This is a genomic window from Sphingobium sp. (genome assembly GCF_003248505.1).
Lineage (GTDB): Bacteria > Pseudomonadota > Alphaproteobacteria > Sphingomonadales > Sphingomonadaceae > Sphingobium.
The window spans coordinates 25442-50288 of the sequence record NZ_QFOA01000018.1 but is presented as its reverse complement, the minus strand read 5'-3'; the positions used below and the strand labels follow the sequence as shown (position 1 = coordinate 50288).

The following is a 24847-nucleotide window of genomic DNA, read 5'->3' as shown; positions in this document are numbered from 1 at the left end:
ACTCCAGCCGGCCGTTAGCCGGCACCGTCATTTCGTGGAGCCCGGACTTTCCTCGCCGTGGAAGTTACCCGCCACGCCGCGGCCGCCCGGCCCTCTGGCGAACGGGGCCATAGCGTGCTTCGGTCGCCGCGTCATCCCGCTTAATCGTCGCCCTGCGGCTTTGGCAGCAGCAGCGCGAGCAGGATCGCCCGGCATTCGCCGTCGATCACGCCGTCGATGCTTTCGGGACGGAACCGCCGCTGGAACGCGACCACCGCCGCGCGCGGATCGGCGATATCGTATCCGAACCGTTCGAGCGCCAGCATGAAGCCGCTGTCGGTCCAGTGCGGGTCCATGAGATTCCGGGTCGGACGCGGCAACGCCAGCCGCAGGCGCGCCAGCTGCCCCCAGGGAAACAGTTCGCCGGGGTCCTGCTTGCGCGCGGGCGCGACGTCGCTGTGCCCCACGATGTTGCCGCGCGTGATGCGGTGGCGCGTGACGATATCGTGGACCAGCGGGATCAGCGATCCCATCTGCGGTTCGGGAAAGGGACGATAGCCCCATTCGTGACCCGGATTGACGATCTCTATGCCGATGCTGGCGGAGTTGATGTCATCGATGCCGCGCCAGTGCGACCGGCCCGCGTGCCACGCGCGCCGGGCCTCGTCGACCATGCGGATGACCTGCCCATCCTCGGTGACGACATAATGGGCCGACACCTTCGATTCGGAGTTAGCGAGCCAGTTGATCGCGCTCGCGGCATCCGGCATCCCGGTATAGTGCAGCACCAGCATGGTGATCGGCAGGCTGCGGTCATCGTAATTGGGAGACGGCGTCTCGATCATCGGAATGTCGGTCATCGCGATAGGCCAATCACTTTCCGTGTCCCGATCGATAGCACTCCCATGCCGGAGCATGAACCGACCATGGCGGAGACAGAGGCCGCAATCAAGCGGCACGAGGGCCTAGCCGAAGCGCAGCGCCGCGCCCTCCGCGCGATCGGGCAAAGGGGATTTGACCGCATAGGCGCCGCGATGATCGCTGTGGGGCGCGAACCGGTCGCCCTGTCCGATCACCGTCTCGCCCGCGCCCAGCAGCAGGACGGAGCGTTCGTGGCTGTGCCGCGCCAGCAGGTCCAGCACCGCCCTGCGCCGCTCCGGCGAAAAATAAAGCAGCACGTTGCGGCACAACAGCAGGTCGTAAGCTCCCGTGGGGGCTTTGGGATCGAAGAGATTGTCCCGCCGGAAATCGATCATCCGGCGCAGTTCGTCACTCGCGCGCCAGTCGTCGCCCTGGGGCGCGAACCATTTGATGAGGTCGCCGACAGCAAGGCCGCGCTGCACGTCGATCTGCGAAAACAGGCCTTTCTGCGCCTGTTCGATCGCAGCGTTGGAAATGTCGGTGGCCAGGATTTCGATCCGCCATCCTTCCCAGCGCGCCGCTTCGTTACGCAGGCGGATCGCCAGCGAAAAGGCTTCCTGCCCGGTCGAACAGCCCGCGCTCCATATGCGCAGCGTGCGGTCCTGCCGCTGCTCGCGAATGCGGGGCAGGACATGGTGATGGATCATGTCGAAAATCTGGATGTCGCGGAAAAAGCTGCTTTCGTTGTTGAGCAGTGCGTCGATGACCGCATCCTCCAGCGCGGGGTTGCGGCGGCTCAATATCTTCGATGCCAGTTCCTCGACATCGCGCAGACCGTTCGTGCGCAGCACCGGGCGCAGCGCGGTTTCCATCCGCCAGGCGCGGCTTTCCGACAAAGTCTGCCCGGTTCGCGCCTCCAGCAGGCGCGTGAAGATCTGCGCGGTGCCGCGAAAGGCGTCGGACGGGGCCTGCGTGCCGGGCATCAGGCCGCCACCCGCCCGCGTTGCGCTACGTAATTCATCATCGCTCCCGGCTCCATGATCGCGCAGGTAAGGCCGGCACCCGCCACCGAGCCCGGCATACCCCACACCACGCTGCTTGCTTCATCCTGCGCGACGATCCAGCCGCCGGCCGTCACGATGTCGCGCGCGCCCGCCGTCCCGTCCCGCCCCATGCCGGTCAGCACGATCCCCGCCGCGCCGGGGCCATAGGCGTCGGCCATGGCGGAGAACATGGGATCGACTCCCGGCAGATTGCCAAAAGCCGTCCGCTGGGCGTTGAGCGCCACATGCACCCGCCCGTGCAGCCCGCGCCGCAGTTGAAGATTGGCGTTGCCGGGCGCGACATAGAGCGTGTCCGCCGCCAGCAGATCGCCGGTCTGCGCCACCTGGACCCGCATCTGCGTCATGCGGGCCAGTTGCTGCGCGAAATAGACGGTGAAGCTGGCGGGCAGATGCTGCGTCAGCAGCACCGGAACGCCCAGCGGCGCGGTCAGCCCGCCCAGCAACCGGCCCAGCGCATGTATGCCGCCGGTCGATGCGCCGATGCCAAGGCAGGCGATCGGTTCGGCGGCAGGCGTTGCCACGATGGGCCTGGACGGCTTTGCCGGCACCGGCGGCAGGGGCCGGTCGCCGAACAGCCGCGCCAGCCGCCCTATCAGCTCGTCGGGGAACTGCTCGCCGAAACTGCCGCTCCCAGGCTTCGAAAGAATGTCGCTCGCGCCCAGCGCCAGCGCCTCGACGGCGGCGGCGCTGCCTTCCTCGCACCTGCCTGACAGCACGACCACCTTGGCTTCGGGACGCATCGAGAGAATCTGCGGCAGCGCGACCATCCCGCTCTGGCCGGGAAGCTCGATATCCAGCAGGACGAGGTCGACATCCTGGTGCACCAGATAGTCCAGCGCCGTTTCGGCGTTGCTCGCCTTGTGCACGGCGGCGAAACCCGGCGTCTCGTTCAGGATGCGCTCCATCACCGTGCGCACGACCACCGAATCGTCCACGACCAGCGCGCGCACGAGCGGCTGGCTGTCGCGGAGGGTGGGGACGGGATGGGCGCTCACGGTCATGGCAGGTCCAGCAATGCGAAGGCAGGCAGGCGCGGGCCGTCAGATCACACCGACGATGGCCAGCTTGCTTTCCAGCGTCTCCCGGTCGAACGGCTTCATCACATATTCGTCGGCCCCGGCCTCGACCGCGGCCTTGATATGGCTGATGCCGTTTTCGGTGGTGCAGAAGATGATCTTGGGACGCGCCGTCACTTTTGCCGTGCCCAGTGCCTCCAAGAACTCCATCCCGCTCATCACCGGCATGTTCCAGTCGAGCAGGACCACGTCGGGCGCGGACGCTTCGCACTGGGTCAACGCGTCCTGACCGTCCACTGCCTCGCTGACTGTCAGGTCCAGCGATTCCAATATGTGTCGCGCGACTTTGCGGATCACCTTCGAGTCGTCGACGACGAGGCAGTTTTTCATGGTGCGTCCCTTGAATTTATCTTTGCTGTTCAGCCGGTTTAGGACCCAATACCGAGGAATTGGTAAATGAACGGTCAGCGTTCACGCGGCTTGCGGCAGACCGTTTCCTTCGATGAACGCGGCCAGCGACACGCGCAGCCAGGGATGGCCGTCATGTTCGACGATCCCGCGCGCATGGGGCGTCCACGCCTGCGACAATTGCCCACGCAGCGGCACTTCCCCGCCCGGCACATGGCTGATGTCGGACACCGCATCGACCATCAGGCCATAACTATGACCGCTGATGTTGGCGATGATGGCAAGGTGGCGATCCTGCGCCGGAGTCGCCCGGCCATGGATCAGCGCGGCCACGTCGATGATCGTCAGCACCCGGCTGCGCAGCGCGGAAAGCCCCGCCACATGCGGCCCCATGCCCGGCACCGGCGATATCTCGGCCAGCCGCACCACCGCCTCGACCTCGCATGCTTCCACGGCGATCCGCGTTCCGGCCAGCGTCGCGAGAAGATAGAGATTGTTCATCATGGCCTGCCCCTCATCGTCCCGCGATCGCCGCCATCAGCGCGTCCTGGTCGTAGCGATAGATGCTGCCCCGCTCCTGCGGTCCCGCCGGGCGCGGGGACGCGCGCAACTGGACGACGCGGCATCCCATGACCTCGGCCGCCTGCGCAGCGTCCGGGTCCATGCACAATACCACGTCCTGCGGCCCGACCTCGCCATCGGCGGGCAGGCCCAGTAGAACCTCCTGCCCCGCCTGCCGCAGCAGCGGGGCCAGGATCTCACGTGTCCATCCATCTTCGCCATCGGCCAGCAGGCAGCGCCCGCGCGGCTGTTCGTCCGATATTTCCTCGGGCAAAGCGGCGAACAGCGCAAAGGGATTGAGCACCTCCAGATGCTCGCCCTCGATCACCGAAACGCCGCTCAACATGCCGTGCATCGCGACCATGTCGGGCACGGCGGGCATCTGCACGATGTCGAGCACCGCGGCCACGGGGTAGCAGGCCTCCCGCCGGTCGTCGCGCAGGCGCAGCGCCGATATCTTGGGCCGGTCGAAGCGCGACAGGCCGTTCACCACCGGCACCAGCCGCCCGTCCAGCCGAACGAAGGCGCGCCCGGCGGACTGGCCGAACAGGGCGGCGTCGATATCCTCGACCCGCTCGATCGTCGACAGTTTCAGCAATCGCCGTTCGCCTGTCACTTCCTCGAACCGCAGCGCGGCGACCATCTCGACGCCGCTCGTCGCGCCCTCGCGCTCCTCCTGCTGGCGCGCCGCGCGGTCGTCGGCGATGTTGGGCAACCGCGCCGCGTTGGCAAGGCCCGCCGCGTCGAGCAGCAGCATCGGCTTGCCATTGTCGGGCAGCGTCATGCCCGCATAGACGCCGCTCGCCATCACCAGCGGCGATGCGGGCCGGATCACCAGTTCCTCATGATTGTCGACCGCGCAAACCCCCATGGCGAACGGCACGCCGGATGCCGACCGTACCACCATGATGGCGCGCGGCGTGACCTGATCGGACTTCGCAAGGCCCAGCACATCCTCCAGGTCGATCATCGAATGGCGCACTGACCGGATGGTCGCGACCTTCGCGCCGCCGACCGTGCTGATGTCCAGCGTCTCGTTGGTGTCGTGCAGGATTTCGACCACGGCGGCGCGGGGAATCGCGAAATGCTGCCCGCCTGCCCTGACGATGAGTCCTGGAATGATCGTCAGCGTCAGCGGCACGCGCAGCGTGATGGTGAGGCCCCGCCCCGGATGATTGTCGAGCGCGATGACGCCGCCGATGCGTTCGACATTGGCGCGCACCACGTCCATGCCGACGCCGCGGCCGGACACCGCCGTCACCTGCGACGCGGTCGAAAGCCCCGCCTGGAAAATAAGGTCGAGCTTGTCCGGCTCGCTCATGCGCGCAGCGGCGTCGGGCGTCAGCCGCCCGGCAGCGACCGCCTTTTCCACCAGCCGCGCCGTATCGATACCCGCGCCGTCGTCGGCGATGGCGATCACGATCTGGTTGCCCGACTGGCGCGCTTCGACGCGCAGGCTTCCCGCCTCCGGCTTGCCGACGGCGCGGCGGCGCTCGGGCGTTTCGATGCCGTGGTCGATGCTGTTGCGCACGATGTGGGTGAGCGGGTCGACGACCATCTCCACCATCTCGCGGTCCATTTCGACGTCGCCGCCCTCCAGCGTCAGGTCGATCCGCTTGCCAAGGTCGCGGCCAAGGTCGCGCACCATGCGCGGGATTGCGGCGAACAGGCGGTCGACGCGCTGCATCCGCGTCTTGGAAATCACGTCGCGCATGTCCGCGACGCAGGTGGACAGCCGCTCGAATACATTGTCGAGTTCGGGGTCAGCGGTGCGCTCCCGCAATTTGCGCGACATCTCGTTGCGGGCCAGCACCATGTCGGACACGCCGTTCATGAGCTGGTCGATCAGGCTGAGCGGCAGGCGGATCGTGCGCGGCCCGCTCTGCGCGCCGCCGCTGCGCGCGACCGCGACCGGGGCGGGCGCGGTGGGATGCGCCGCGTCGCCAGACGCGGCCTGCGCGCTTAGCGCGCCGATCAGGAAGTCGTCATTCTCGTTGGGTAGCGCCGCGCCCGCCGACACCGCCTCGGCCAGTTCGCCGATCCGGTCCATGACGCCCAGGACCGCGCTCACCGTCGCGGCATCCGCCTCGCGATTGCCCGCGCGGATTTCCGACAGCACATCCTCGGCCGCATGGCTCAACCGCTCGAAACGCGGGAGGTTGAGGAAGCCGCAACTGCCCTTCACCGTATGGAAGAATCGAAAGATCGCATCCAGCCGGTCTCGGTCATCCGGATCGGCTTCCCAGGCGACGACTTCCCCGGCCAGGGCCTCCAGCGTCTCCTGCGTTTCCGATATGAATTCCTGAAGCAGTTCGTCCATTTAGCCGGTCCCATGGATGCGCGCGGGGGCACCATGGGCGGGCTGTGGTTAAAGCCCCGTTAAAGGCGTCGGAGCCGAACTGATGTCGCCGCGGCCTGCCATGAAAAAAGGCGCCGCGATCGCTCGCAGCGCCTTCTCCGGTCCGGTAAGGGACTGGCTTACTTCTTTTCGGCCTTTTCGACGGCGTCTTCGGCCTTTTCGCCGGCTTCGCGCGTGGCGTCGGCCTTGTTCTCGAGCTTGTCGGCGGTGTTCTCGGCGGCGGCGGCGGCGTTGCCGCTCAGGTTGTCAGCCATCGATTCCATGTTGTCGGCCTGGTTTTCGAGGGCGTCCGCCTTGTTCTCGTAAGCGTTCTCGACCTTGTTTTCCTGCTTGGAATCGCAAGCTGCGAGTGCGACCATGCTGGCAAGGCCAAGGACAGTGACGAAAGTTTTCACGGCGTATTCTCCTGTTTGCGCCCCCTGGGGCTGACGTATCGGCACCGGGCTCGACCGGCAATGACGCTGTCCCGAACCCTGACGCCCATCAACCGGTCGTATCAAAGATGGTTCCCGGCGCACACTCGTTTCGTCGCAAAAACGATTATTTTTTAAGCGAGTCCCGGATCTCCCGCAACAGGACGATGTCTTCCGGCGTCGGCGCGGGGGCGGCGGTCGCGTCGGCTTCCTGCTTGCGGGTCAGGCGATTGACGCCTTTCACCAGCAAGAAAATGATGAAGGCTAGGATGACGAAATTCACCAGTACCGTCAGGAACTGCCCCCATCCCAGCATGGCGACCCCTGCGGATTTCAGGTCGGCATAGCTTTCCGGGTTGCCCTTGAACCCGGCAGGAATGCTGCCCAGCCGGATGAAGTAGCGCGAAAAATCGACGCCGCCGAACAGGAAGCCGATCGCCGGCATGATGACGTCGTCGGTCAGCGACTTGGTGATCGTGGCGAAGGCGCCGCCGATGATGACACCGACCGCCAGGTCCATCACGTTGCCGCGATTGATGAAGGTCTTGAATTCGGAAATCAGTCCCATCTGCGTGCTATCCCCTGAAGCCGTTCAATAATGTCAGGATGGCCCGTTGCGCGGTTCGGGGCAACGCCCTATTTCATGCGCGAAACAAAGCCGGGGATCCTTCCATGCTCTTGCGCCGCCTCTCGTCCATTTTCCTGCCGCTGATGGGAGCCTTGGCGCTTTCCGCCTGCGGCATCAACAGCGTGCCCACCGCCGAGGAAGCCGCCAAGGCCAAGTGGGCGGACGTGCAGGCGCAATATCAGCGCCGGTCCAACCTCATCGGCAATCTCGTCGCCACGGTGAAGGCGGCGGGCAAGCAGGAGCAGGAAACGCTGACCCGCGTGACCGAAGCGCGCGCGAAGGCGTCCTCCGTCCAGATCAACGCAGCCGACCTGAACGATCCTGCAAAGGTCGCGCAATATCAGCAGGCGCAGGCGCAACTGAGCCAGGGCCTGGGCCGCTTGCTCGCCACTGCCGAAGCCTATCCCGACCTCAAGACGAACGAGAATTTCCTCCAACTCCAGTCGCAGCTGGAAGGGACGGAAAACCGCATCGCCGTGTCGATCCGCGATTATAACGAAGCCGTGCAGGCCTATAACACCCGTATCCGCACCTTCCCCGACGCCATCGGCGCGAAGCTGATCCACGGGGCCAAGCCCATGACCCCGTTCCAGGCGACGACGCCGGGCGCGGAGGAGGCGCCGAAGGTCGACTTCGGCAACTGACCCCGCCCGTGCTACGCCGTCTGCTCCTTGCCCTCGCGCTGCTGCTGTTCATTCCGGCGGCGTGGGCGCAGAGCTTTCCCAAGTTCGACGATGCAGGGGTGGTCGATGCGGCCAACCTGCTCACCCCGCAGCAGGAACAAGCGCTCAGCCAAAAGCTCATCGCGCAAAAGCGGGCGAGCGGGCGGTCGCTGGTGGTCGCCACCATCCCCGACCTTCAGGGCTATGACATCGCCGACTATGGCTATCGGCTGGGGCGCGCCTGGGGTATCGGCGACAAGGACAGCAACGGCGCGCTGCTGATCGTGGCCCCGTCGGAGCGCAAGGTGCGGATCGAGGTCGGCTATGGCCTCGAAGGCATCCTGACCGACGCCCTGTCCTCTCAGATCGTGCGCAACGCCATCGCTCCCCGCTTCAAGGCTGGCGACATGGCGGGCGGCATCGATGCGGGAGTGGACGCCATCACGACGCTCCTGGCCCTTCCTCCCGACCAGGCCCGGCAACAGGCGGCCAAGGCCGAACGGGAAGAACGAAGCAGGGACAGCGGCGGCGGCGGCATCGTCGCCTTCTGGATCATTCTCTTCGTCGTCTTCTTCGTGGCGCTCCCGCTCCTGTCCCGTGCCCGTGGCGGACGACGCTATGGCAGCGGCGGGGCCGGACCCATCGTCATCTGGGGCCCCGGCCTCGGGTCGGGATGGGGGTCCGGCGGCGGTTGGGGCGGCGGCGACGGTGGCGGCCTTGGCGGGGGCGGCTTTTCGGGCGGCGGCAGCTTCGGCGGCGGCGGCGCGTCGGGGGACTGGTGATGGCGATGCGCCTGACGCCTGCCGACCGCGATCTGGTGACGACCGCCGTCACCGCAGCGGAATCTCGCACTTCGGGGGAGATCGTCACGATCGTCGCGCGACGGTCCGACAACTATCATGATGTGGGGTTGAGCTGGGCGGCGGCGGCGGTATTCGTCGCGCTGGCACTCATGGCCGCCTTCCCCGCGCAGCTGCGCGCGATCCTGTCGATGCTGCTGCTCGATTGGGAGCATGAGCTGGCGGACTGGAAGCTGCTGATGGGCTTGCTCGCCCTCCTCATCGTCAAGTTCCTGTTCGTGCGCTACCTGCTCGCCATCATGCCGTTGCGGATGCTGATGACCCCGCGCGCGACCAAGGCGCGTCGCGTACGCCGCCGCGCCATCCTGCTGTTCCGTACCGCAGCGGAGGCGCGCACGCGCGGACGCACCGGCGTCCTCCTGTATCTCAGCCTCGACGAACATCGCGCCGAACTCGTCGCCGACAGCGCGATCAATGCAAAGGTCGCGCCCGAAGTGTGGGGCGAGGCCATGGCGGCGCTGGTCACCGCCATTCGCGACGGGCGCCCGGGCGAGGGCATGGCGCAGGCCGTCGCGCAAATCGGCACCGTCCTTGCCGACCATTTCCCGCGCGAGGCGGACGACATCAACGAACTGCCCGACAGGTTGATCGAGCTATGACCGATGACCAGCGCGACGCGCCGGAAGAAGTGATGTGGGAGGGCCGCTTCATCACCGCGAAGCGGCGCGGCCCATGGGAATTTGTGGGTCGCGCGCGCGGCATCCACGCCGCCGTCATCCTCGCCATCGACGAAGCGGACGATGGCCGCCACGTCCTGCTGGTCGATCAATATCGGGTGCCGCTGGGCCGTCGCTGCATCGAACTGCCAGCAGGGCTCGTCGGTGACGAGGACGCGGGCGAGGACGCGCAGGTCGCCGCCGCGCGCGAGCTGGAGGAGGAAACCGGCTACCGCCCCGCCCGCCTCGAATCGCTCGGGTCCTTCTGGAGTTCGCCGGGCATGGTGTCGGAAAGCTTCACGCTCTTCCGCGCCCACGGCCTCAGCAAGACCGGCGCAGGCGGCGGCGTCGCGGACGAGGATATCGTCGTCCACCGCGTCCCCCTCGCCACTCTTTCCGACCGGATCGCCGCGTGGCGCGCGGATGGCTACGCCATGGACGTGAAGCTGTTGTTGCTGCTCGGCGGCGGCATGATCGCCTGATCGCCGGTCACGGCACCCGATACCAGTCCGCCACCCGGTCGAGCGCCAGCGTGAGCACCAGTTTCGCCGCGCGGGTCGGCCAGCCCAGTGCCTTTTCCGCCGCGCTCAGCCCCTCGCCCGCGCAGGCGACCCGCCACAGGATATCGGACAGCCCCGGCCCCGCCGCCGCGATCGCACCGTCGAACCTTTCCCGCGCGGCCATTTGCGCCAGCGTCGGGTCCGGCCGCCCCGCCGCCGCACTACGCCCGCCCTGCCGAGGCGCCGCGTCCCAGTGCATCGTCACCTTCGCGCGCAGTCGCGCCCGTTCCCAGTCGCGGCGCAGCGCTTCCCCCGCCGCATAGCGCCGCGCGCTGAGCTTGCCGCGCGCATGGAGCCAGGCGAGCGGCGATTCTCCGATATGGACGGCGACACGCTGCATCCGTCCGTCCGGCCCTTCGATCTGCTGTTCGATATGCTGTGCGTGACCCATGCCGTTCCTCGCTCCTTCTGAGCGAAGCGCTTGCCACGCGCGCCGCTTTGTAGGAAAGGATGAACCAGATAGGTTATTCAGGATGAAGCGATGATCACTCGCATCCGCGAAGTGCGCAAGGCCAAGGGTTTGACGCTCGAACAAGTGGGTGCGCTTTGCGATCCGCCGACCACGGCGCAGACGATCGGGCGGCTGGAGACAGGGACGCGCACCGTATCGGTGAAATGGCTCAATCGCATCGCCAGCGCGCTCGGCGTCACCAGCGCCGAACTGGTCGCATTGCCGGGGCAGGCCGACGTGCCGGTCGCCGCCCTGCTCGGCCCCGATGGCGTGCGCGCGCCCACCCGCCCGCTGTCCTTCCCCGCACCGGTCGGATCGGACGGCATGGTTGGCATCCACGTCAGCGCCAGCATCGGCGACTATCGCAGCGGCGACGCCATCTGGTGCCGCCGCATCGCGCCTGCCGATTTCGGCGCGATGCTCAACCGCGACATCCTCTTTCCCCGGCCCGCAGGCCGTTTCCTCTTCGGTCGCCTCATCGGGCGCGAAGGCGACCGGCTTCAAATCCTGCCGCTGGGATCGGGCGCGCGCCAGCTGGTGCTGACCGACCCGCCCTGGGCCGCCGTCGCGGTGCAACTCGTCCGACGGCTCTAGCCACGAGCGTGTCGCCGCCGTAACGTTTTGCTAAAGCCCGCGCGGGTAGAGGAGAGGGACCATGGCGCTCAACATCCTGATGCTATCGACGCTGTTCCCCGACATCAGCCGACCCAATTTCGGCGTGTTCGTGGAAAGGCAGGCGCGCGAACTGGCGAGCCGGGAGCAGGCCGACGTAACCGTCATCGCGCCGGTCGGCCTTCCGCCATGGCCCCTGTCGCGCGCCGGACGCTATGCCCCGTTGCGCGCGCTGCCGCGCAAGGAGCGCTGGCGCGAACTGACCGTCTACCGCCCCATCTTCACGCTCATCCCCAAATTCGGCCGCGCCCGCAATGTGGGGGCGATGACCCGCGCGATCCTGCCGCTGGTCAAGCGGCTTCACGCGGAGCGACCCTTCGACGCGATCGACGCCAGCTTCTTCTTTCCCGACGGCCCGGTGGCGCAGCGGCTCTCCAAGGCGCTCGGCATCCCTTATTCGGTAAAGGCGCGCGGCGCGGACATCCATTATTGGGGGGTGCAGCCGGGCACGAGGAAACTCGTCCGCCGCGCGGCGGACGGGGCGGCCGGCCTGCTCGCCGTATCGGGCGCGATGAAGCGGTCGATGGAGCGCATGGGCATCGATGGCGGCAAGATCCGCGTCCATTATACCGGCGTCGATCTCGACACCTTCGAACTGAGCGATCGCGAAGCGGCCAAGGCCGCGCTGGGGTTCAGCGGCCCGGTCGTACTGTGCGTCGGCGCGCTGATCCCGCGCAAGGGGCAGGATCTGCTGGTGCGCGCGCTGCCGATGCTGCCGGACGTGACGTTGCTGCTCGCCGGGCAGGGCGCCTATCGCCGCACGCTGGAAAATCTGGCGCAGGACCTGGGGGTGGAGCGCCGCATCGGCTTCCTCGGTTCCGTCCCCCATCACAAGCTGCCGCGCATCTTCGCCGCCGCCGACGTGATGGCACTACCCTCCGAATCGGAGGGGCTGGCGAACGCCTGGGTCGAAGCGCTGGCCTGCGGCACGCCGATCGTCATCAGCGATGTGGGCGGCGCGCGCGAGCTGATCGACCGCCCGGAGGCGGGCCGCATCGTGGATCGCGACCCGCAGGCCATCGCCGACGCCATTCGCGCGACGCTCGACGATCCGCCGTCGCCGCAGGCGGTGCGCGCCGCCGCGCTGCGTTTCACCTGGGAGGCGAACGGCGACACGCTGCTTGCGCATCTTCAGGCGATCGCCGCCACCTCCTGAGGCGGGATCAGCCGCGCGCGTCCGTCCTCGCTCGCGAACCGTCCCCCGGCAAACGGTACCTCGCCCCAGCGCCACGGCGTCAACTCGTCATAGGCGGGGTTCGAGATCGGCGCGTGCCGCTTGAGGTTCAGCACCCGCGTCCCGTCATTGCCATAGGCGGTCAACCGCCCATGCTCGCGATAGATTTCCGCCGGGCGCTCATAATGAAAGGCATCGCCCCAGCCTGCCGCCTGCGCGACCTTCGTCATCGCCCACCAGTCCGGCCTCGCTTCGCCGGGCAGGTCGAGCAGGCGGCGATGGCGGCTGATAAGGCGGTCGAGACCCGTCAATGTCCCGTCCTTTTCCACCCACAGGGGGGATGGAAAGGCGACGCTCCATCCGTCCTCGCCCGCATGGGACGTCGACCGGATGCTGAAGGGCACCCGCGCACGCGCTTCCGCCAGCCAGTCGGCGTCGCCGCCCGCCTCGCCGATGCTCCACAGTGCCTTGACCCGCCCGTCCGCCATTGCGTCGAGCAGGGCGTCGCCCTCCAGCCCCGGCTCCTGCGCCATGGTCCGCGCGCCCCAGAATCGCGCCACCTGCGTACGGGACGGCGCATCGAAGCCGCGATGCGCCGCCAGGTCCTGCGCCACGCATCCGACTTCGCGCAATGCCATGGCGTGCGCGCTCGCAGGCACCGGAAAGGGTGCGGCATCGTGCCCGCCGATCCGCCCGGTTGCGATATGCAAATTGCCGACCGCCGCCGCCAGCGCCGCATCCTCCTGCGGATAAAGCGTCACGGCGGCGGGGGTGCGCCCCCACCGGTCGAACAGCGCGCGCAGGTCGGCGACCGCCATCCCGCACCGCCGCGCCAGCGACCACAGATCCCGTCCCGGGCGCAGCTTCGTCCAGAAATCGTCGGGCACCGTGACATGATCGCGCAGCCACCCCTCGTCGATCAGCCCCGCGTACCGGCAATGCAGCAGCAATCCCTCGATCAGCAGCGCCGCATCCTGCGCCGATGCCGCGACATGGAGGTCGCACGCGCCCTCGCCCCCGAAAGCGGGTGTCAGCGCGATCACCCGCGCATCCCGGTCATGCCTCGCTGCGGCGATCCGCTCCATAAGGACGGGGTGGCTTTGCGCCGGATCGAAACCGACGATCAGAACGATGTCCGCCCGGTCGATATGCTCGCCGGTCGCGGGCGTCACATCCTCGCCAAAGCCGATGCGCTGCGCCGCTGCGCCTCCGCCAGCGCCAGCGCCGGGCGCATGGATATGAGCGGACCCGAAAAAGCCCTTCATGAGCTTGTTCGCGACGTAAAGATCCTCCGTCACCACGCCCGCCCCGACATGCAGCGCCACCGATCCCGGCCCATGCCGTGCCGCAATCTGCGTCAGGCGTTTGACGGTGAGCGCGACGGCCCGGTCCCAGCGCTGCGGCCGTCCCGCGACATGGGGAGCGACCAACCGGCCCTCCAGCGTCCCCGCCTGCGCATCGAGCGCTGCCACCCGGTCGCACAGCGCGCCCATGTTCGCCGGATGCTGCCGGTCGCCCTCGATGGAAAGCCCACGCCCTTCGCGCACCACCGCGCGAATGCCGCAGCCCACGGCGCATTGGCCGCATTGCGCGCGGACGATGGTCATGACAGTCGCATGGCGCTATTCCGCCGCAGCGACGACTTTCCACGCCTTCTGCGATAGCGGCCCGCCCTCGCCCGATCCCGACGCGCCGCCCTTGTCGGCGGTCAGGCGCGGCAGCGCATTGTCGATCAGCATGCTGAGGCCGACTTCGCTCAAAAGGCCGCCCCGGATCAGGCAGCGATCCGCCAGTACCTGCCGGAAACATTCGTAAAGCTCGCGGTCGGGTGCCTGCGGCTTCGACCAGAAATCGTCGAGCGGCCCACCGTGCACGACGCCGGGCACCTTGTAGACGGCATGGCCCATGACCGCGACCGGCTTGCCGCAATTGAGCGCCAGCGTGCCCACCGTGCTGTTCACCGTCACCACGCCCAGCGAGCGGTCGACAACATCGGCGATATCCCAGTCCGCGAGATAAGCGACCCGGTCCGCCACGCCGTACCGACGCGCGAGCTTCTCGGTCAGCCGCCGCCAGCCCACGAGCCCCGCGTCGAGCGGGTGGCGCTTCACCACCAGATGCGTGTGCGCCGGTGCGTGATGGGCAAAGCTCTTGATCACGAAACGCAGCGCCGCGCGCATGTCGCCGAAGGGGGAATGGACGCGGATCTGATAATCGGAATTGAGTTGCAGCGGCAAGGCGAAGAACGCTTCGTCCCGCACCGCCGCCCATGTGTCCGCAGACCGCCGCCGCTCGGCATGACGGCCAGACAGCTTGCGGAACCAACCGACCGATTCGGCCACCATGCTGTGCGGGCGATGCGTGCGATAGTGCGGGAAATAAAGACCCATCGCGATGGCAGCCAGGCCGTTGCGCATCGTATTGCGCGCACGCTGGCGAAAGGTCGACGGGATGGGCGTCGTATCGATGCGGAACGGCGGCAGGCCCCTGGCCTGATCGCGATACCATTGCGGGTCGAGCGGCAGGGTGGAATTGCCGTTCACGCCGTCATCTTGCAACGTCATGAAGTCGGGCCGGATATAGCCTTCCTCCATCACATGGACGCGCAGGCCGCGCAGCCGCGCCATGCCGTGCGCCGATGCGTGATAAGGGCGGCAATCGCCGTAGAGGATCAGGTCGGTGACGCCATGGTTGACCACGAAATCGTCGAAATAGAGCGGCCAGTCGCTCAACGTCCCGCGATAGTCGACCGCCCCCTCGCCGGGCCAGTCGACCTTGTCGCCGCCGTTGATGTTGATGCGCAGCGCGGCGTGGCCCTGCGCCCGCAACGCTTCGGCCAGCATCGAAAAGAACGGCCCGTGCGGCCCCTGCAAAAACAGGAAGGTCTTGCAACGCATCTCAGCCATGGGCTCGCTCGGCCGACAAGGTCATAAATCTTCGCACTCTACCCTGCAAGGTCCGCAGCCGGATCAGCCAGTTTGCCGTCGGCGCCGGACCATGCGCAATTCGTTCCGCCATCAACTCGGGACCACATGCGAGCCCTGTCACCGGATCGACATAGCGTGGATAGAGAATCAAGGCCCCCGCGACAAGCGCATCTATATCCAGGATCCGCCCCCGGCGCGGGCAGGGCGGTGCAAGGTCGCGTGTCAGCCCCCACCCGGCGTAGAAGGGCATCCCGTGCACCGTGACACTGCACCCGCGCATCAGCGCCTCGAACCCGGTGAGCGAAGATAGCACATGCACGTCGTCCACCGCCTGCACCAGATCCATGAGAGGAGACCCCATGTCGATGGCGTCGGCGTGAGACAGGACCGCCGCATCAGCCACATGCCCCTTGCGCAATCCCGCCTGCACGTCGGGATGCGGGCGGTAGACGATCCAGGCGTCCGGTTCGGCGGCGCGCACGCGGGTCAGAAAGTCGAGGTTGCCGGCAACACCCGCCCCGCCCAGCCGCACCGACAGGTCGTCGTCCACCTGCCCCACCGCCAGCACCGTGCGCCGTCCCTTGGGCAGGTCGATCATATGCCCCGCTCCGCGCCCATATTTGGTGACGCCCGACGCGCACAGTCGCTCGCGCAGCGCCTTGGCGCGCGCTCTCACGTCCGGCGTGAAATCCCGCGTCGCCAGCAGCGTTTCAAGGTCGCTCGGCCCCTGCGCGTCATAATAGATGCCGCTGCGGTCCACCACGACCGACCCGGGCGGATGGAGCGCCGCGCCCAGCCCCTTGGACCGCAGAAACCCGTCCTCGACCCGCGCGACCGGAATGCCCGCTCGCGCCGCATCGGCGCGCAGCGTCGCAGGCACACGGCTGGGCCAGATCGCCAGCGTGCCCCGCTCCCGCCCCGCCCGGCGCAGCCCGCGCCGCGCCGACAGGAAGGGCGGTGCGCGATGGCCGTCCCACAACAGGCGCGTCATCGCATCCCGTTTCCAGAATGCCATGCCGCTCGCGGCGGACAGACCGCGATTGTCGTCCATGTGCCGCCGCCAATCGGACAGGATGTCGACGGCCGCTTCCGCCCCGATCGGTTCGCCGGTAAAGCAATCGCGATAGCGGGCCGCACCGATCCGCCGCGCCGCCTCGACACGCAATTCTGTCGCCGGGATCGGCGCGCCGTCGGGACCGGTCACGGGCACGCCAAGCAGTCCGGCGATCAGCGCAACCTCTTCATCGGGGCCCGCATGGACGCTTTGCGCCCCGCCGACCAGCGCCCACAGGTCGCAATCGCGCGGCAGGCTGCGCCCCTTGCGCGGCAGTGCCTTGGCGCCCGGCAGGATGCCGATATGCTCCATCGCCTCTCCCCAATCCCCTGTGACCGGGACAGGGACGTCGCTGCCGACGACAACCCGTATGCCCTTGGGCGGCGCGCCCCAGAAGCATCCCCCCACCCGTTCCCACGCGATGCGGTCGAGCAGCGCGTCGGATACCGGCACGCTCTCCTCACCCGCAACGCTGATCGCCGCAATATCGGCGGACACGCCGGGAAAGGGCGGGGATCGGAGGAAAGGCAGCGCGGGCGTCACGCGAAGCTCGCCTGCATCTCGTCCAGCAAATCCGTCACGATATCGAAATAGCCGCGCCAGGTCGGCGCGCGCCATCCCGCCATCCGCGCGACCTGCGCCGCGCGCTGCGGCGAATCGGCAGGGACATAGGCTTCGACGGCGCGCATCCATCCGAGACCGTCGAGCGGATCGATATAGTCGGGCGCATCTCCGCCGACCTCGCGATGGGCGGTGATGTCGCTACAGATCACCGGCACGCCCGCCGCCAGCGCCTCGACCACCGGCATTCCGAACCCTTCGACGAAGGAGGGCATCAGCATCGCCCGCGCGCCCGCCGTCAGCGCCTGCATCCGCGCGTCCGACACCTCGCCCGCCTCGATCACATGACCGCGCAGGATTTCGCCGCGTTCGAGGATGTCAACGACATTCTCATTCTCCCAGCCGCGCCGCCCGATCAGCACCAGCACCGGCGCGGCATCGCCCAGCGTCTCGACCAACCGCCGCCAGACATTGAGCAGCAGCAGGTGATTCTTGCGCGGCTCGATGGTCGAAATATAGACGAAATAGGGCCGTTCGGGCAGCGTCTCGCCGACGGTGCCGAAAATGTCGGGGGCGTCGGCCCCGAAATGCGCGACCCGCACCATCCGGTCGTCCAGACCGCGCGACAGGTGCGGCGCGAGCGCGTCGAGCGTCGCCTGGCTGTTGCCGATGATCCCCGCGGCATAACGGTCGATGGTGCGCACCCGCCTGGCATGGTCGGTCGCGCCCTGCGGGCGGGCATATTCGGGATGGCTCAGCGGAATGACATCGTGCACCAGCGTCACGAACTTCGCCCCCTCCGCCCGCAATATCGCGCCGACCTGTGCATGGTCGTCCAGATGATGGGGCGACACCTGCAGGTAGATGCGCGGGCGGGTAGGGCGCGGCACCGGGCGCGGGCGAGTGGCGAACATGTGCCGGATCACCGACTTGCCCTCGCGCAAGTCCGCCTGGTCCGCGTTGCGCCATTTGGCGGCGGTGAACGCCAGGAACTGGCGCACCGCCGCGCTGCTCAGCCGCCCGTAATAGCCGCCCGCCGGGTGCACGGCGGCAAAGGCCAGACGGTCGGGCATCCGGTCCAGCAGTTCGCGGGCATAGACATACTCGACCCGGTCGATCCCTGTGGGCGAGGGATGGAAGGCGCGCGAAAGCAGCCGCGACATGTCGAGGATGACCTCGCTCTCCCCCGCGCTCGCGGTCAGGCTGTCGGCGCGCCGCTTGGTGCGCAGAGCCAGCCGCGCGCCGGGCGCGTTGAAGGGACGCAATGCCATGTCAGGCCCCGTGGCACGGGGCAGCCGCAACGAAATCCCGCATCAGAGGTATGCGCGTATCTCTTGCGCCAGCGCGGCAAGCTGTGCCGGGTCCGCCTGCCCGCCCTGCCCGCCCTGCCCGTGGGGCATGAAGCCGGTGGGGTCGCCCGACCAGCGGGGCAGGATATGGACATGCATGTGGAAGATGGTCTGCCCGGCGGGGGCGCCGTTGAACTGCGCGATCTGGATACCGTCGGGCCGCAAAGCCTGCCGGATCGCGGTCGCCACCGTCTTGGCGCTCGCCATCACCTGCGCGATGGCGTCATCCTCCATCTCCAGCAGGTTGCGCGCCTTCGACCATTTGGAAATGACCAGTGCATGGCCCTTCGTCTGCGGCATGATGTCAAGGAAGGACAGCGTGTGCGCATCCTCGTACAAGGTGGTCGAAGGGATCTTTCCCTGAAGGATGAGGGCAAAGACATTGCCCTCATCGTAAATGCCGTCGAGGCTCATGCACGCGCCCTAGCTGATATAATGGGCGCTCGTCTTAGCAGCGACTTCCTCCGCCGTCACGCCGGGCGCGCATTCTACGAGGCGGAACGGACTGTCATGGTCCGCCCGCTGGAACACGCACAGGTCGGTGACGATCATGTCCACGACATTCTTGCCGGTCAGCGGCAGCGTGCAGGCCGGAATGAATTTGGGGCTGCCGTCCTTGGCGGTGTGCTCCATCACGACGATGATCTTCTTGACGCCCGCGACGAGGTCCATCGCGCCGCCCATGCCCTTGATCATCTTGCCGGGGATCATCCAGTTGGCGATATCGCCGTTTTCCGCGACTTCCATCGCGCCCAGCACGGTCAGGTCGATATGCCCGCCCCGGATCATGGCGAAGCTGTCGGCGGACGAGAAATAGGCCGACTGCGGCAGTTCGCTGATCGTCTGCTTGCCCGCATTGATCAGGTCGGCGTCCTCTTCGCCCTCGAAGGGGAAGGGGCCGATGCCCAGCATCCCGTTTTCGGACTGGAGCGTCACCTCGACCCCCGCCGGGATATGGTTCGCCACCAGCGTCGGGATGCCGATGCCCAGGTTCACATAGAAGCCGTCCTGCAATTCCTTCGCCGCGCGCGCGGCCATTTCGTCACGAGTCCAGGGCATCAGTTCTTCCCTCCACCGGCGGGCATGTCCCACCTCTTGTCCATCGGAAACACATCGTCATATCCGCCCTTGAGAGCGGTGCCGTAAACGGGGTTGGGCAGCACGAACCAGCCGCGCCCCCACAGTGTCGATACCGGCGTTCCGACCGTCAGCGCGCGGCGCGCGGGCACCGGCTGGCCGCCCAGGTTGAACAGGTCGGAAAAATCGCCCAGCTGGTCGCCGCCCAGCGCCAGCACGCAATATTTGGCGGCGATAGCCGCGCGGCGGCCATCCTTGCGGCTGCCCTGCCCGTCGTCGCCCGCAAGGTAGAGCGTCTGCCCGTGCACCGCCTCGCCCAGCCCCGCGGCCTTGATCGCGCGTGCCGTGGCATCGGCGTTGGCGGCGGCGCGGTTGGTGTTGAAGATGACCTCGACGCCCATCCCCCGCAGCCGCGCCACGCCCTCCGCCGCACCCGGAACCGCCGCGACCGCGCCTTCGCCGGTCTTTTCCCACCGGTCCCAGTCGGCGGCGTTCCAGCCCTTGCCGGTGCGCGCGTCATGATATTCGAAGCCGATGTTGAGCATCACCGTCTCGTCCACATCGAAGACGGCGGCATAGGGCTTCGCCCCGCACGGCACGAAAGACGGCGTGACGAGCGATGCGCCCTCGGCCAGCACCACCGACTGGGCGGGCCGCGCCTTGATCCGGTCGCCGACATAGGCGGTGAGCGCCTGCCACGCCTGCACCGACAGGGCGGAGGCTTCACCCGATCCGTAAAGATATTGCATCCCCGCCGGCGGATCGGCGGGCACAGCCGCGCGCGTAGCGACCGGCGGCGTCTGCGCGCAGGCGGACAGTCCGGCGAGAGCGACGGCCGCAACGGCGGCACGCCGCATCACGCCGCCTCGCGCGGGCGGGTCGTGCGGAATTCGATCTTCTTGTCGTAGGGCGCGCCCACGATCATGCGCTTCACGTAAATGCCGGGCAGGTGGATGGCGTCGGGGTCGAGGCTGCCGGTCGGCACCACTTCCTCGACCTCCGCGACGCAGATTTTCGCGGCGGTCGCCATCGGCTGATTGAAATTGCGCGCGGTCTTGCGGAAGATGAGGTTGCCGCTCTCGTCGGCCTTCCACCCCTTGACGATCGCGACATCGGCGAAGATGCCGCGTTCCAGGATGTAATCCTGCCCGTCGAACGTCTTCACTTCCTTGCCCTCGGCCACCTGCGTGCCGACGCCGGTCTTGGTGTAGAATCCGGGAATCCCCGCGCCGCCCGCGCGGCACCGTTCGGCGAGCGTCCCCTGCGGGCAGAACTCGACCTCCAGTTCGCCTGCCAGATACTGCCGCTCGAACTCCTTGTTCTCGCCGACATAGGAGGAAATCATCTTCCTGACCTGCCGCGTCCGCAGCAGCTTGCCCAGCCCCTCGCCGTCGATGCCGGCGTTGTTGGACGCGATGACGAGGTCCTTGACGCCCGAATCGCGGATCGCGTCGATCAGGCGTTCGGGAATGCCGCACAGGCCAAAACCGCCCGCGCACAGGTGCATTCCGTCGAACAGAAGGCCCTCCAGCGCCGCCGCCGCATTAGGATAGAGCTTGTTCACCATCGCCTGCCTCCTCGTCCGTTTCGCCGACCGCCATAAGCAGGCACGATGGGTCGGTCAATTTGCTGCGACGCGAAAAATCGAACGATCGCCGTCAGATGAGTCCTGCAAGCGGGCTGGAGGGATCGGCATAGAGCCGCTTGCCCATCCGCCCGGCGCGATAGGCCATGCGACCCGCTTCCACGCCCGCCTTCATCGCCGCGGCCATCAGCACCGGGTCCTTCGCTTCGGCGATGGCGGTATTCATAAGGACGCCGGTGCAGCCCAGCTCCATTGCCTGCGCCGCTTCCGACGCCGTGCCCACGCCCGCATCGACCAGCACGGGCAGGCTCGTCCCTTCCACGATCAGGCGGATGGTCACGCGGTTCTGGATGCCCAGCCCCGATCCGATCGGCGCGCCCAGGGGCATGATCGCCACCGCGCCCGCATCCTCCAGCCGCTTCGCCGCAATGGGATCGTCGACGCAATAGACCATGGGCTTGAAGCCTTCCTTGGCCAGAATCTCGGTCGCGCGCAGCGTTTCCACCATGTCGGGATATAGAGTACGCGCTTCGCCCAGCACTTCCAGCTTCACCAGATCCCATCCCCCCGCCTCGCGCGCCAGGCGCAGCGTGCGGATCGCGTCCTCGCCTGTGAAACATCCCGCCGTGTTGGGAAGGTAGGTGACCTTCTTAGGGTCGATATAGTCGGTCAACATCGGCGCATGAGGATCGCTCACATTCACGCGCCGCACCGCCACCGTGACGATTTCCGCGCCCGACGCCGCGAGCGCCGCCGCATTCTGCTCGAAGCTCTTGTATTTTCCCGTGCCCACGATCAGGCGCGAGCGGAACGTGCGGCCCGCCACGGTCCAGCTGTCGTCTCCCGCGACCGGGTGGTCGCCGCCGCCCACAAAATGCACGATTTCCAGCTCGTCGCCATCCTCGACCCGCACGACCGCCAGCGTGGAACGCGGCACCACCGCCAGATTGCGCTCCACCGCGACCTTTTCGGGCTTGAAGCCCAGTTCGCTCGCCAGTTCAGCCAGTGTCAGGCCGTCGCGGACGCGGCGATGCTCGCCGTTGATGCGGATGGAGATGGTGCCGTCTATGCTCACGATTGCAGGTCCCGGACGAAGAAGGTGTCTCGACTTGGCCGGACACGAAGGGCTAAGGATCGTGGGCATATAGGGGTCGCCCGGTCCCCATCGCAACCGTATAAGGGGGTCCGCCTTGACCGACATGCGCAAAATCTATGTCCTGAACGGCCCCAACCTCAACCTGCTGGGCACGCGGGAGCCGGACATCTACGGCTACGACACGCTCGACGACATCGCCGGGCGGATGGACGATGCGGCGGGCCGCGCCCATGTGGAGATCGACTTTCGCCAGTCCAACCATGAAGGCCACCTCATCGACTGGCTGCACGAAGCCCATGCGGAGGGCGCGCACGCTGTCCTCCTCAATCCAGGCGGCCTCACCCACACCTCGGTCGCGCTGCACGACGCCATCAAGTCGATTGCCGTGCCGGTCATCGAAATCCACCTGTCCAATCCCCACAAGCGCGAGGAATTCCGCCACAAATCCTATGTCGGCATGGCAGCGAAGGGCACCGTCGCGGGTTTCGGGCCGCTGTCCTACATGCTCGCGCTCGAAGCCGCGCTGGAGCTGTGAGGCGGGTCGCCCTGACGCGCGAAAGTTGCGCTTTGGCGTAAAACTGCCTAGGCGCTGGCCGCAACGAAGCGATTTATCGAACAAGGGTCACTCATGAACGACAAGCATGACAAGGGCGCGATGCAGGTTGACGTCCAGCTGGTGCGCGACCTCGCTGCCCTCCTCGACGACACCAACCTGACCGAGATCGAGGTGGAGGACGGCGACCGCAAGATCCGCGTCGCGCGCAAGGCCGCCGCCGCCGCGCCCGCCGCCGTCTATGCGCCCGCCCCGGCTGCCGCGCCTGTCGCCGCCGCCGTCGCCGCTCCGGTCCCCGCCAGCGCCGAAGCCGCGCTACCCTCCGGCACGGTCGTCAAATCGCCGATCGTGGGCACAGCCTACCTCGCCGCCGAACCGGGCGCCGCGCCGTTCTCGCGCGTCGGATCGCAGGTGAAAGCCGGCGACACCATCCTGATCGTCGAGGCGATGAAGGTCATGAACGCCATCCCCGCTCCCACATCGGGAACGGTCAAGGCGATCCTGGTCGATAACGGCCAGCCGGTCGAATATGACCAGCCGCTGATCGTGATCGAATAAGGCCGCCCGGACCCATGGCCATCGAAAAGCTGCTGATCGCCAACCGCGGCGAGATCGCGCTCCGCATCCACCGCGCCTGTCACGAAATGGGGATCAAGACGGTCGCGGTGCATTCCACCGCCGACGCCGACGCGATGCATGTGCGCCTCGCCGACGAAGCGATCTGCATCGGGCCGCCCGCCGCCAGGGACAGCTATCTGAACGTCGCGGCGATCATCTCCGCGGCTGAAATTTCCGGCGCGGACGCCATCCATCCGGGCTACGGCTTCCTCAGCGAAAACGCCAAGTTCGCCGAGATCGTCGAAGCCCATGGCATCAAGTTCGTCGGCCCCAAGCCCGAACATATCCGCACGATGGGCGACAAGATCGAGGCCAAGCGCACCGCAGGCGCGCTCGGCCTGCCGCTCGTCCCCGGATCGGACGGCGCGGTCAGCGATATCGAGGAAGCGCGCGCGATCGCGGAAAAGGCGGGCTATCCCGTCATCATCAAGGCGGCATCGGGCGGCGGCGGACGCGGCATGAAGGTCTGCACCTCGCCCGACACTCTCGAAACCCTGATGCAGCAGGCCGGGTCCGAAGCGAAGGCCGCCTTCGGCGACGCCACCGTCTATATCGAAAAATATCTCGGCAACCCGCGCCATATCGAAATCCAGGTGTTCGGCGACGGCAACGGCAACGCCATCCATCTGGGCGAACGCGACTGCTCGCTCCAACGCCGTCACCAGAAGGTGCTGGAGGAAGCGCCCTCCCCCGTGCTCAGCCAGGCCGAGCGCGAACGGATCGGCGGCGTTTGCGCCAAGGCGATGGCCGACATGGGCTATCGCGGGGCGGGCACCATCGAATTCCTGTGGGAAAACGGCGAATTCTACTTCATCGAAATGAACACCCGGCTTCAGGTCGAACATCCGGTGACGGAAATGATCACCGGCCTCGACCTTGTGCGCGAACAGATCCGCGTCGCCGAAGGGCGTCCGCTTTCAGTGGCGCAGGAAGACATCCGCTTCACCGGTCACGCCATCGAATGCCGCATCAATGCCGAAGACCCGCGCACCTTCGCGCCGTCGCCCGGCACCGTCACCAGCTATCACGTGCCCGGCGGGATGCATGTCCGCGTCGATAGCGGCCTGTATCAAGGCTACAAGGTGCCGCCCTATTACGATTCCATGATCGGCAAGCTGATCGTCTACGGGCGCACCCGCGAAGGCGCGATCATGCGCCTGCGCCGCGCGCTGGAGGAATATGTGATCGAAGGGATGAAGACCACCATCCCCCTCCATCAGGCACTGTTGCAGGACCCCGATTTCCTCGACGGCAACTACACGATCAAGTGGCTGGAAGACTGGCTGGCGCGGCAGGACCCGGCATGAAAGCGACCATCTGGCACAATCCTGCCTGCGGCACCTCGCGCAAGACGCTGGCCATCCTGGAAGAGACGCCGGGCGTCGATGTCGAGGTGATCGAATATCTGAAAACCCCCTATCGCCGCGACAAGCTGGCGCAGCTGATCGCTGACGCAGGGCTGACGCCCGTCGAAGCGATCCGCACGATGGGCACCGATGCGGAGGAAAAGGGTCTGCCCGCCATGGACGCGGACGCCATCCTCGACGCCATGGCCGCCAACCCCGCCTATGTGAACCGGCCCTTCGTGGAAACCGACAAGGGCGTCCGCTTCTGCCGCCCGCAGGACAAGGTGCACGAGATTTTGTGAATCCCTTAGTTAGCTAACTAAGGGTTTGGCGCGCAACGGTATTTCAGCTGTCTAC

At 67.2% G+C, this 24847-nt stretch carries 28 protein-coding genes; 10 read left to right on the top strand and 18 right to left on the bottom strand.

Annotated elements, in window-relative coordinates:
* Window positions 1–140: 140 nt before the first annotated feature.
* The 8 genes from DI606_RS08795 to mscL form a co-directional block, all read right to left on the bottom strand.
* Entirely contained in the window at window positions 141–839 is a 699-nt protein-coding gene (locus tag DI606_RS08795; RefSeq protein WP_293981720.1) for an N-acetylmuramoyl-L-alanine amidase, read from the bottom strand.
* Between the two features lie 105 nt (window positions 840–944).
* Window positions 945–1823 (bottom strand): CheR family methyltransferase, encoded by an 879-nt coding sequence (locus tag DI606_RS08790; protein WP_293981717.1) that lies wholly within the window; start codon window positions 1821–1823, stop codon window positions 945–947.
* Window positions 1823–2905 (bottom strand): chemotaxis protein CheB, encoded by a 1083-nt coding sequence (locus DI606_RS08785; protein WP_293981715.1) that lies wholly within the window; start codon window positions 2903–2905, stop codon window positions 1823–1825. The genes DI606_RS08790 and DI606_RS08785 overlap by 1 nt, the downstream gene beginning before the upstream one ends.
* Before the next feature lie 39 nt (window positions 2906–2944).
* On the bottom strand, window positions 2945–3310 hold the full coding sequence (locus tag DI606_RS08780) for a response regulator (RefSeq protein ID WP_293981712.1): 366 nt from the start codon (window positions 3308–3310) through the stop codon (window positions 2945–2947).
* Window positions 3311–3391: 81 nt separating this feature from the next.
* Window positions 3392–3829, bottom strand: coding sequence for a chemotaxis protein CheW (locus tag DI606_RS08775; RefSeq protein WP_293981736.1), 438 nt, complete (start codon window positions 3827–3829; stop codon window positions 3392–3394).
* Window positions 3830–3842: 13 nt separating this feature from the next.
* Window positions 3843–6209 (bottom strand): chemotaxis protein CheW, encoded by a 2367-nt coding sequence (locus tag DI606_RS08770; protein ID WP_293981709.1) that lies wholly within the window; start codon window positions 6207–6209, stop codon window positions 3843–3845.
* Between the two features lie 158 nt (window positions 6210–6367).
* Window positions 6368–6643 (bottom strand): hypothetical protein, encoded by a 276-nt coding sequence (locus DI606_RS08765; RefSeq protein ID WP_293981733.1) that lies wholly within the window; start codon window positions 6641–6643, stop codon window positions 6368–6370.
* Between the two features lie 145 nt (window positions 6644–6788).
* On the bottom strand, window positions 6789–7229 hold the full coding sequence (gene mscL / locus DI606_RS08760) for a large conductance mechanosensitive channel protein MscL (protein ID WP_293981706.1): 441 nt from the start codon (window positions 7227–7229) through the stop codon (window positions 6789–6791).
* Between the two features lie 104 nt (window positions 7230–7333).
* On the opposite strand from mscL, the gene DI606_RS08755 reads away from it, so the two are divergent.
* Genes DI606_RS08755 through DI606_RS08740 form a run of 4 tightly spaced genes read left to right on the top strand, consistent with a single transcriptional unit; the run spans window position 7334 to window position 9949 of the window.
* Entirely contained in the window at window positions 7334–7933 is a 600-nt protein-coding gene (locus DI606_RS08755; RefSeq protein ID WP_293981703.1) for a LemA family protein, read from the top strand.
* Between the two features lie 8 nt (window positions 7934–7941).
* A complete protein-coding gene (locus DI606_RS08750; protein ID WP_293981700.1) occupies window positions 7942–8733 on the top strand; it encodes a TPM domain-containing protein in 792 nt (263 codons plus the stop codon).
* Entirely contained in the window at window positions 8733–9410 is a 678-nt protein-coding gene (locus DI606_RS08745) for a hypothetical protein (RefSeq protein WP_293981698.1), read from the top strand. Before DI606_RS08750 ends, DI606_RS08745 begins: the two co-directional genes overlap by 1 nt.
* Window positions 9407–9949: an NUDIX hydrolase gene (locus DI606_RS08740; RefSeq protein WP_293981696.1), complete on the top strand. Its 543-nt coding sequence runs from the start codon at window positions 9407–9409 to the stop codon at window positions 9947–9949. Before DI606_RS08745 ends, DI606_RS08740 begins: the two co-directional genes overlap by 4 nt.
* A gap of 7 nt (window positions 9950–9956) precedes the next feature.
* Here DI606_RS08740 and DI606_RS08735 read toward each other — a convergent pair whose 3' ends face one another.
* Window positions 9957–10418, bottom strand: a complete 462-nt coding sequence (locus DI606_RS08735; RefSeq protein ID WP_293981692.1) for a DUF6456 domain-containing protein — start codon at window positions 10416–10418, stop codon at window positions 9957–9959.
* Window positions 10419–10508: 90 nt separating this feature from the next.
* Here DI606_RS08735 and DI606_RS08730 point away from each other — a divergent pair, with 90 nt between their 5' ends.
* Window positions 10509–11072 (top strand): helix-turn-helix transcriptional regulator, encoded by a 564-nt coding sequence (locus tag DI606_RS08730; RefSeq protein ID WP_293981689.1) that lies wholly within the window; start codon window positions 10509–10511, stop codon window positions 11070–11072.
* A 61-nt stretch (window positions 11073–11133) separates the two neighbouring features.
* Window positions 11134–12306, top strand: coding sequence for a glycosyltransferase (locus DI606_RS08725; RefSeq protein WP_293981687.1), 1173 nt, complete (start codon window positions 11134–11136; stop codon window positions 12304–12306).
* On the opposite strand, the gene DI606_RS08720 is transcribed toward DI606_RS08725, so the two are convergent.
* The 9 genes from DI606_RS08720 to thiS all read right to left on the bottom strand — a co-directional run bounded on the left by DI606_RS08720 (window position 12282) and on the right by thiS (window position 21952).
* Complete coding sequence (locus DI606_RS08720) at window positions 12282–13931, bottom strand: molybdopterin-dependent oxidoreductase (RefSeq protein ID WP_293981685.1); 1650 nt, start codon at window positions 13929–13931, stop codon at window positions 12282–12284. The genes DI606_RS08725 and DI606_RS08720 overlap by 25 nt on opposite strands.
* A gap of 15 nt (window positions 13932–13946) precedes the next feature.
* The gene (locus DI606_RS08715; protein ID WP_293981683.1) at window positions 13947–15230 is read right to left on the bottom strand and encodes a capsular biosynthesis protein; all 1284 of its coding nucleotides are present in this window, start codon (window positions 15228–15230) and stop codon (window positions 13947–13949) included.
* Window positions 15223–16848, bottom strand: a complete 1626-nt coding sequence (locus tag DI606_RS08710) for a beta-3-deoxy-D-manno-oct-2-ulosonic acid transferase (protein WP_293981680.1) — start codon at window positions 16846–16848, stop codon at window positions 15223–15225. Before DI606_RS08710 ends, DI606_RS08715 begins: the two co-directional genes overlap by 8 nt.
* Window positions 16845–18137 (bottom strand): glycosyltransferase family 1 protein, encoded by a 1293-nt coding sequence (locus DI606_RS08705; RefSeq protein WP_293981678.1) that lies wholly within the window; start codon window positions 18135–18137, stop codon window positions 16845–16847. Before DI606_RS08705 ends, DI606_RS08710 begins: the two co-directional genes overlap by 4 nt.
* A gap of 42 nt (window positions 18138–18179) precedes the next feature.
* Window positions 18180–18629: an HIT family protein gene (locus DI606_RS08700; RefSeq protein ID WP_293981675.1), complete on the bottom strand. Its 450-nt coding sequence runs from the start codon at window positions 18627–18629 to the stop codon at window positions 18180–18182.
* A gap of 9 nt (window positions 18630–18638) precedes the next feature.
* A complete protein-coding gene (locus DI606_RS08695; RefSeq protein WP_293981673.1) occupies window positions 18639–19274 on the bottom strand; it encodes a CoA transferase subunit B in 636 nt (211 codons plus the stop codon).
* A complete protein-coding gene (locus tag DI606_RS08690; protein WP_293981670.1) occupies window positions 19274–20149 on the bottom strand; it encodes an HAD family acid phosphatase in 876 nt (291 codons plus the stop codon). The genes DI606_RS08695 and DI606_RS08690 overlap by 1 nt, the downstream gene beginning before the upstream one ends.
* On the bottom strand, window positions 20149–20859 hold the full coding sequence (locus tag DI606_RS08685) for a CoA transferase subunit A (RefSeq protein ID WP_293981667.1): 711 nt from the start codon (window positions 20857–20859) through the stop codon (window positions 20149–20151). The genes DI606_RS08690 and DI606_RS08685 overlap by 1 nt, the downstream gene beginning before the upstream one ends.
* 91 nt (window positions 20860–20950) lie before the next feature.
* Entirely contained in the window at window positions 20951–21952 is a 1002-nt protein-coding gene (gene thiS / locus DI606_RS08680; RefSeq protein ID WP_293981665.1) for a sulfur carrier protein ThiS, read from the bottom strand.
* 115 nt (window positions 21953–22067) lie between these two features.
* Here thiS and aroQ point away from each other — a divergent pair, with 115 nt between their 5' ends.
* The 4 genes from aroQ (at window position 22068) to DI606_RS08660 (ending at window position 24792) form a co-directional block, all read left to right on the top strand.
* A complete protein-coding gene (gene aroQ / locus DI606_RS08675; protein WP_293981663.1) occupies window positions 22068–22508 on the top strand; it encodes a type II 3-dehydroquinate dehydratase in 441 nt (146 codons plus the stop codon).
* Between the two features lie 93 nt (window positions 22509–22601).
* Entirely contained in the window at window positions 22602–23084 is a 483-nt protein-coding gene (gene accB / locus DI606_RS08670) for an acetyl-CoA carboxylase biotin carboxyl carrier protein (protein WP_293981661.1), read from the top strand.
* A 14-nt stretch (window positions 23085–23098) separates the two neighbouring features.
* Window positions 23099–24451 (top strand): acetyl-CoA carboxylase biotin carboxylase subunit, encoded by a 1353-nt coding sequence (accC, locus tag DI606_RS08665; protein WP_293981660.1) that lies wholly within the window; start codon window positions 23099–23101, stop codon window positions 24449–24451.
* Window positions 24448–24792: an arsenate reductase family protein gene (locus tag DI606_RS08660; RefSeq protein WP_293981659.1), complete on the top strand. Its 345-nt coding sequence runs from the start codon at window positions 24448–24450 to the stop codon at window positions 24790–24792. The genes accC and DI606_RS08660 overlap by 4 nt, the downstream gene beginning before the upstream one ends.
* Window positions 24793–24847 lie beyond the last annotated feature (55 nt).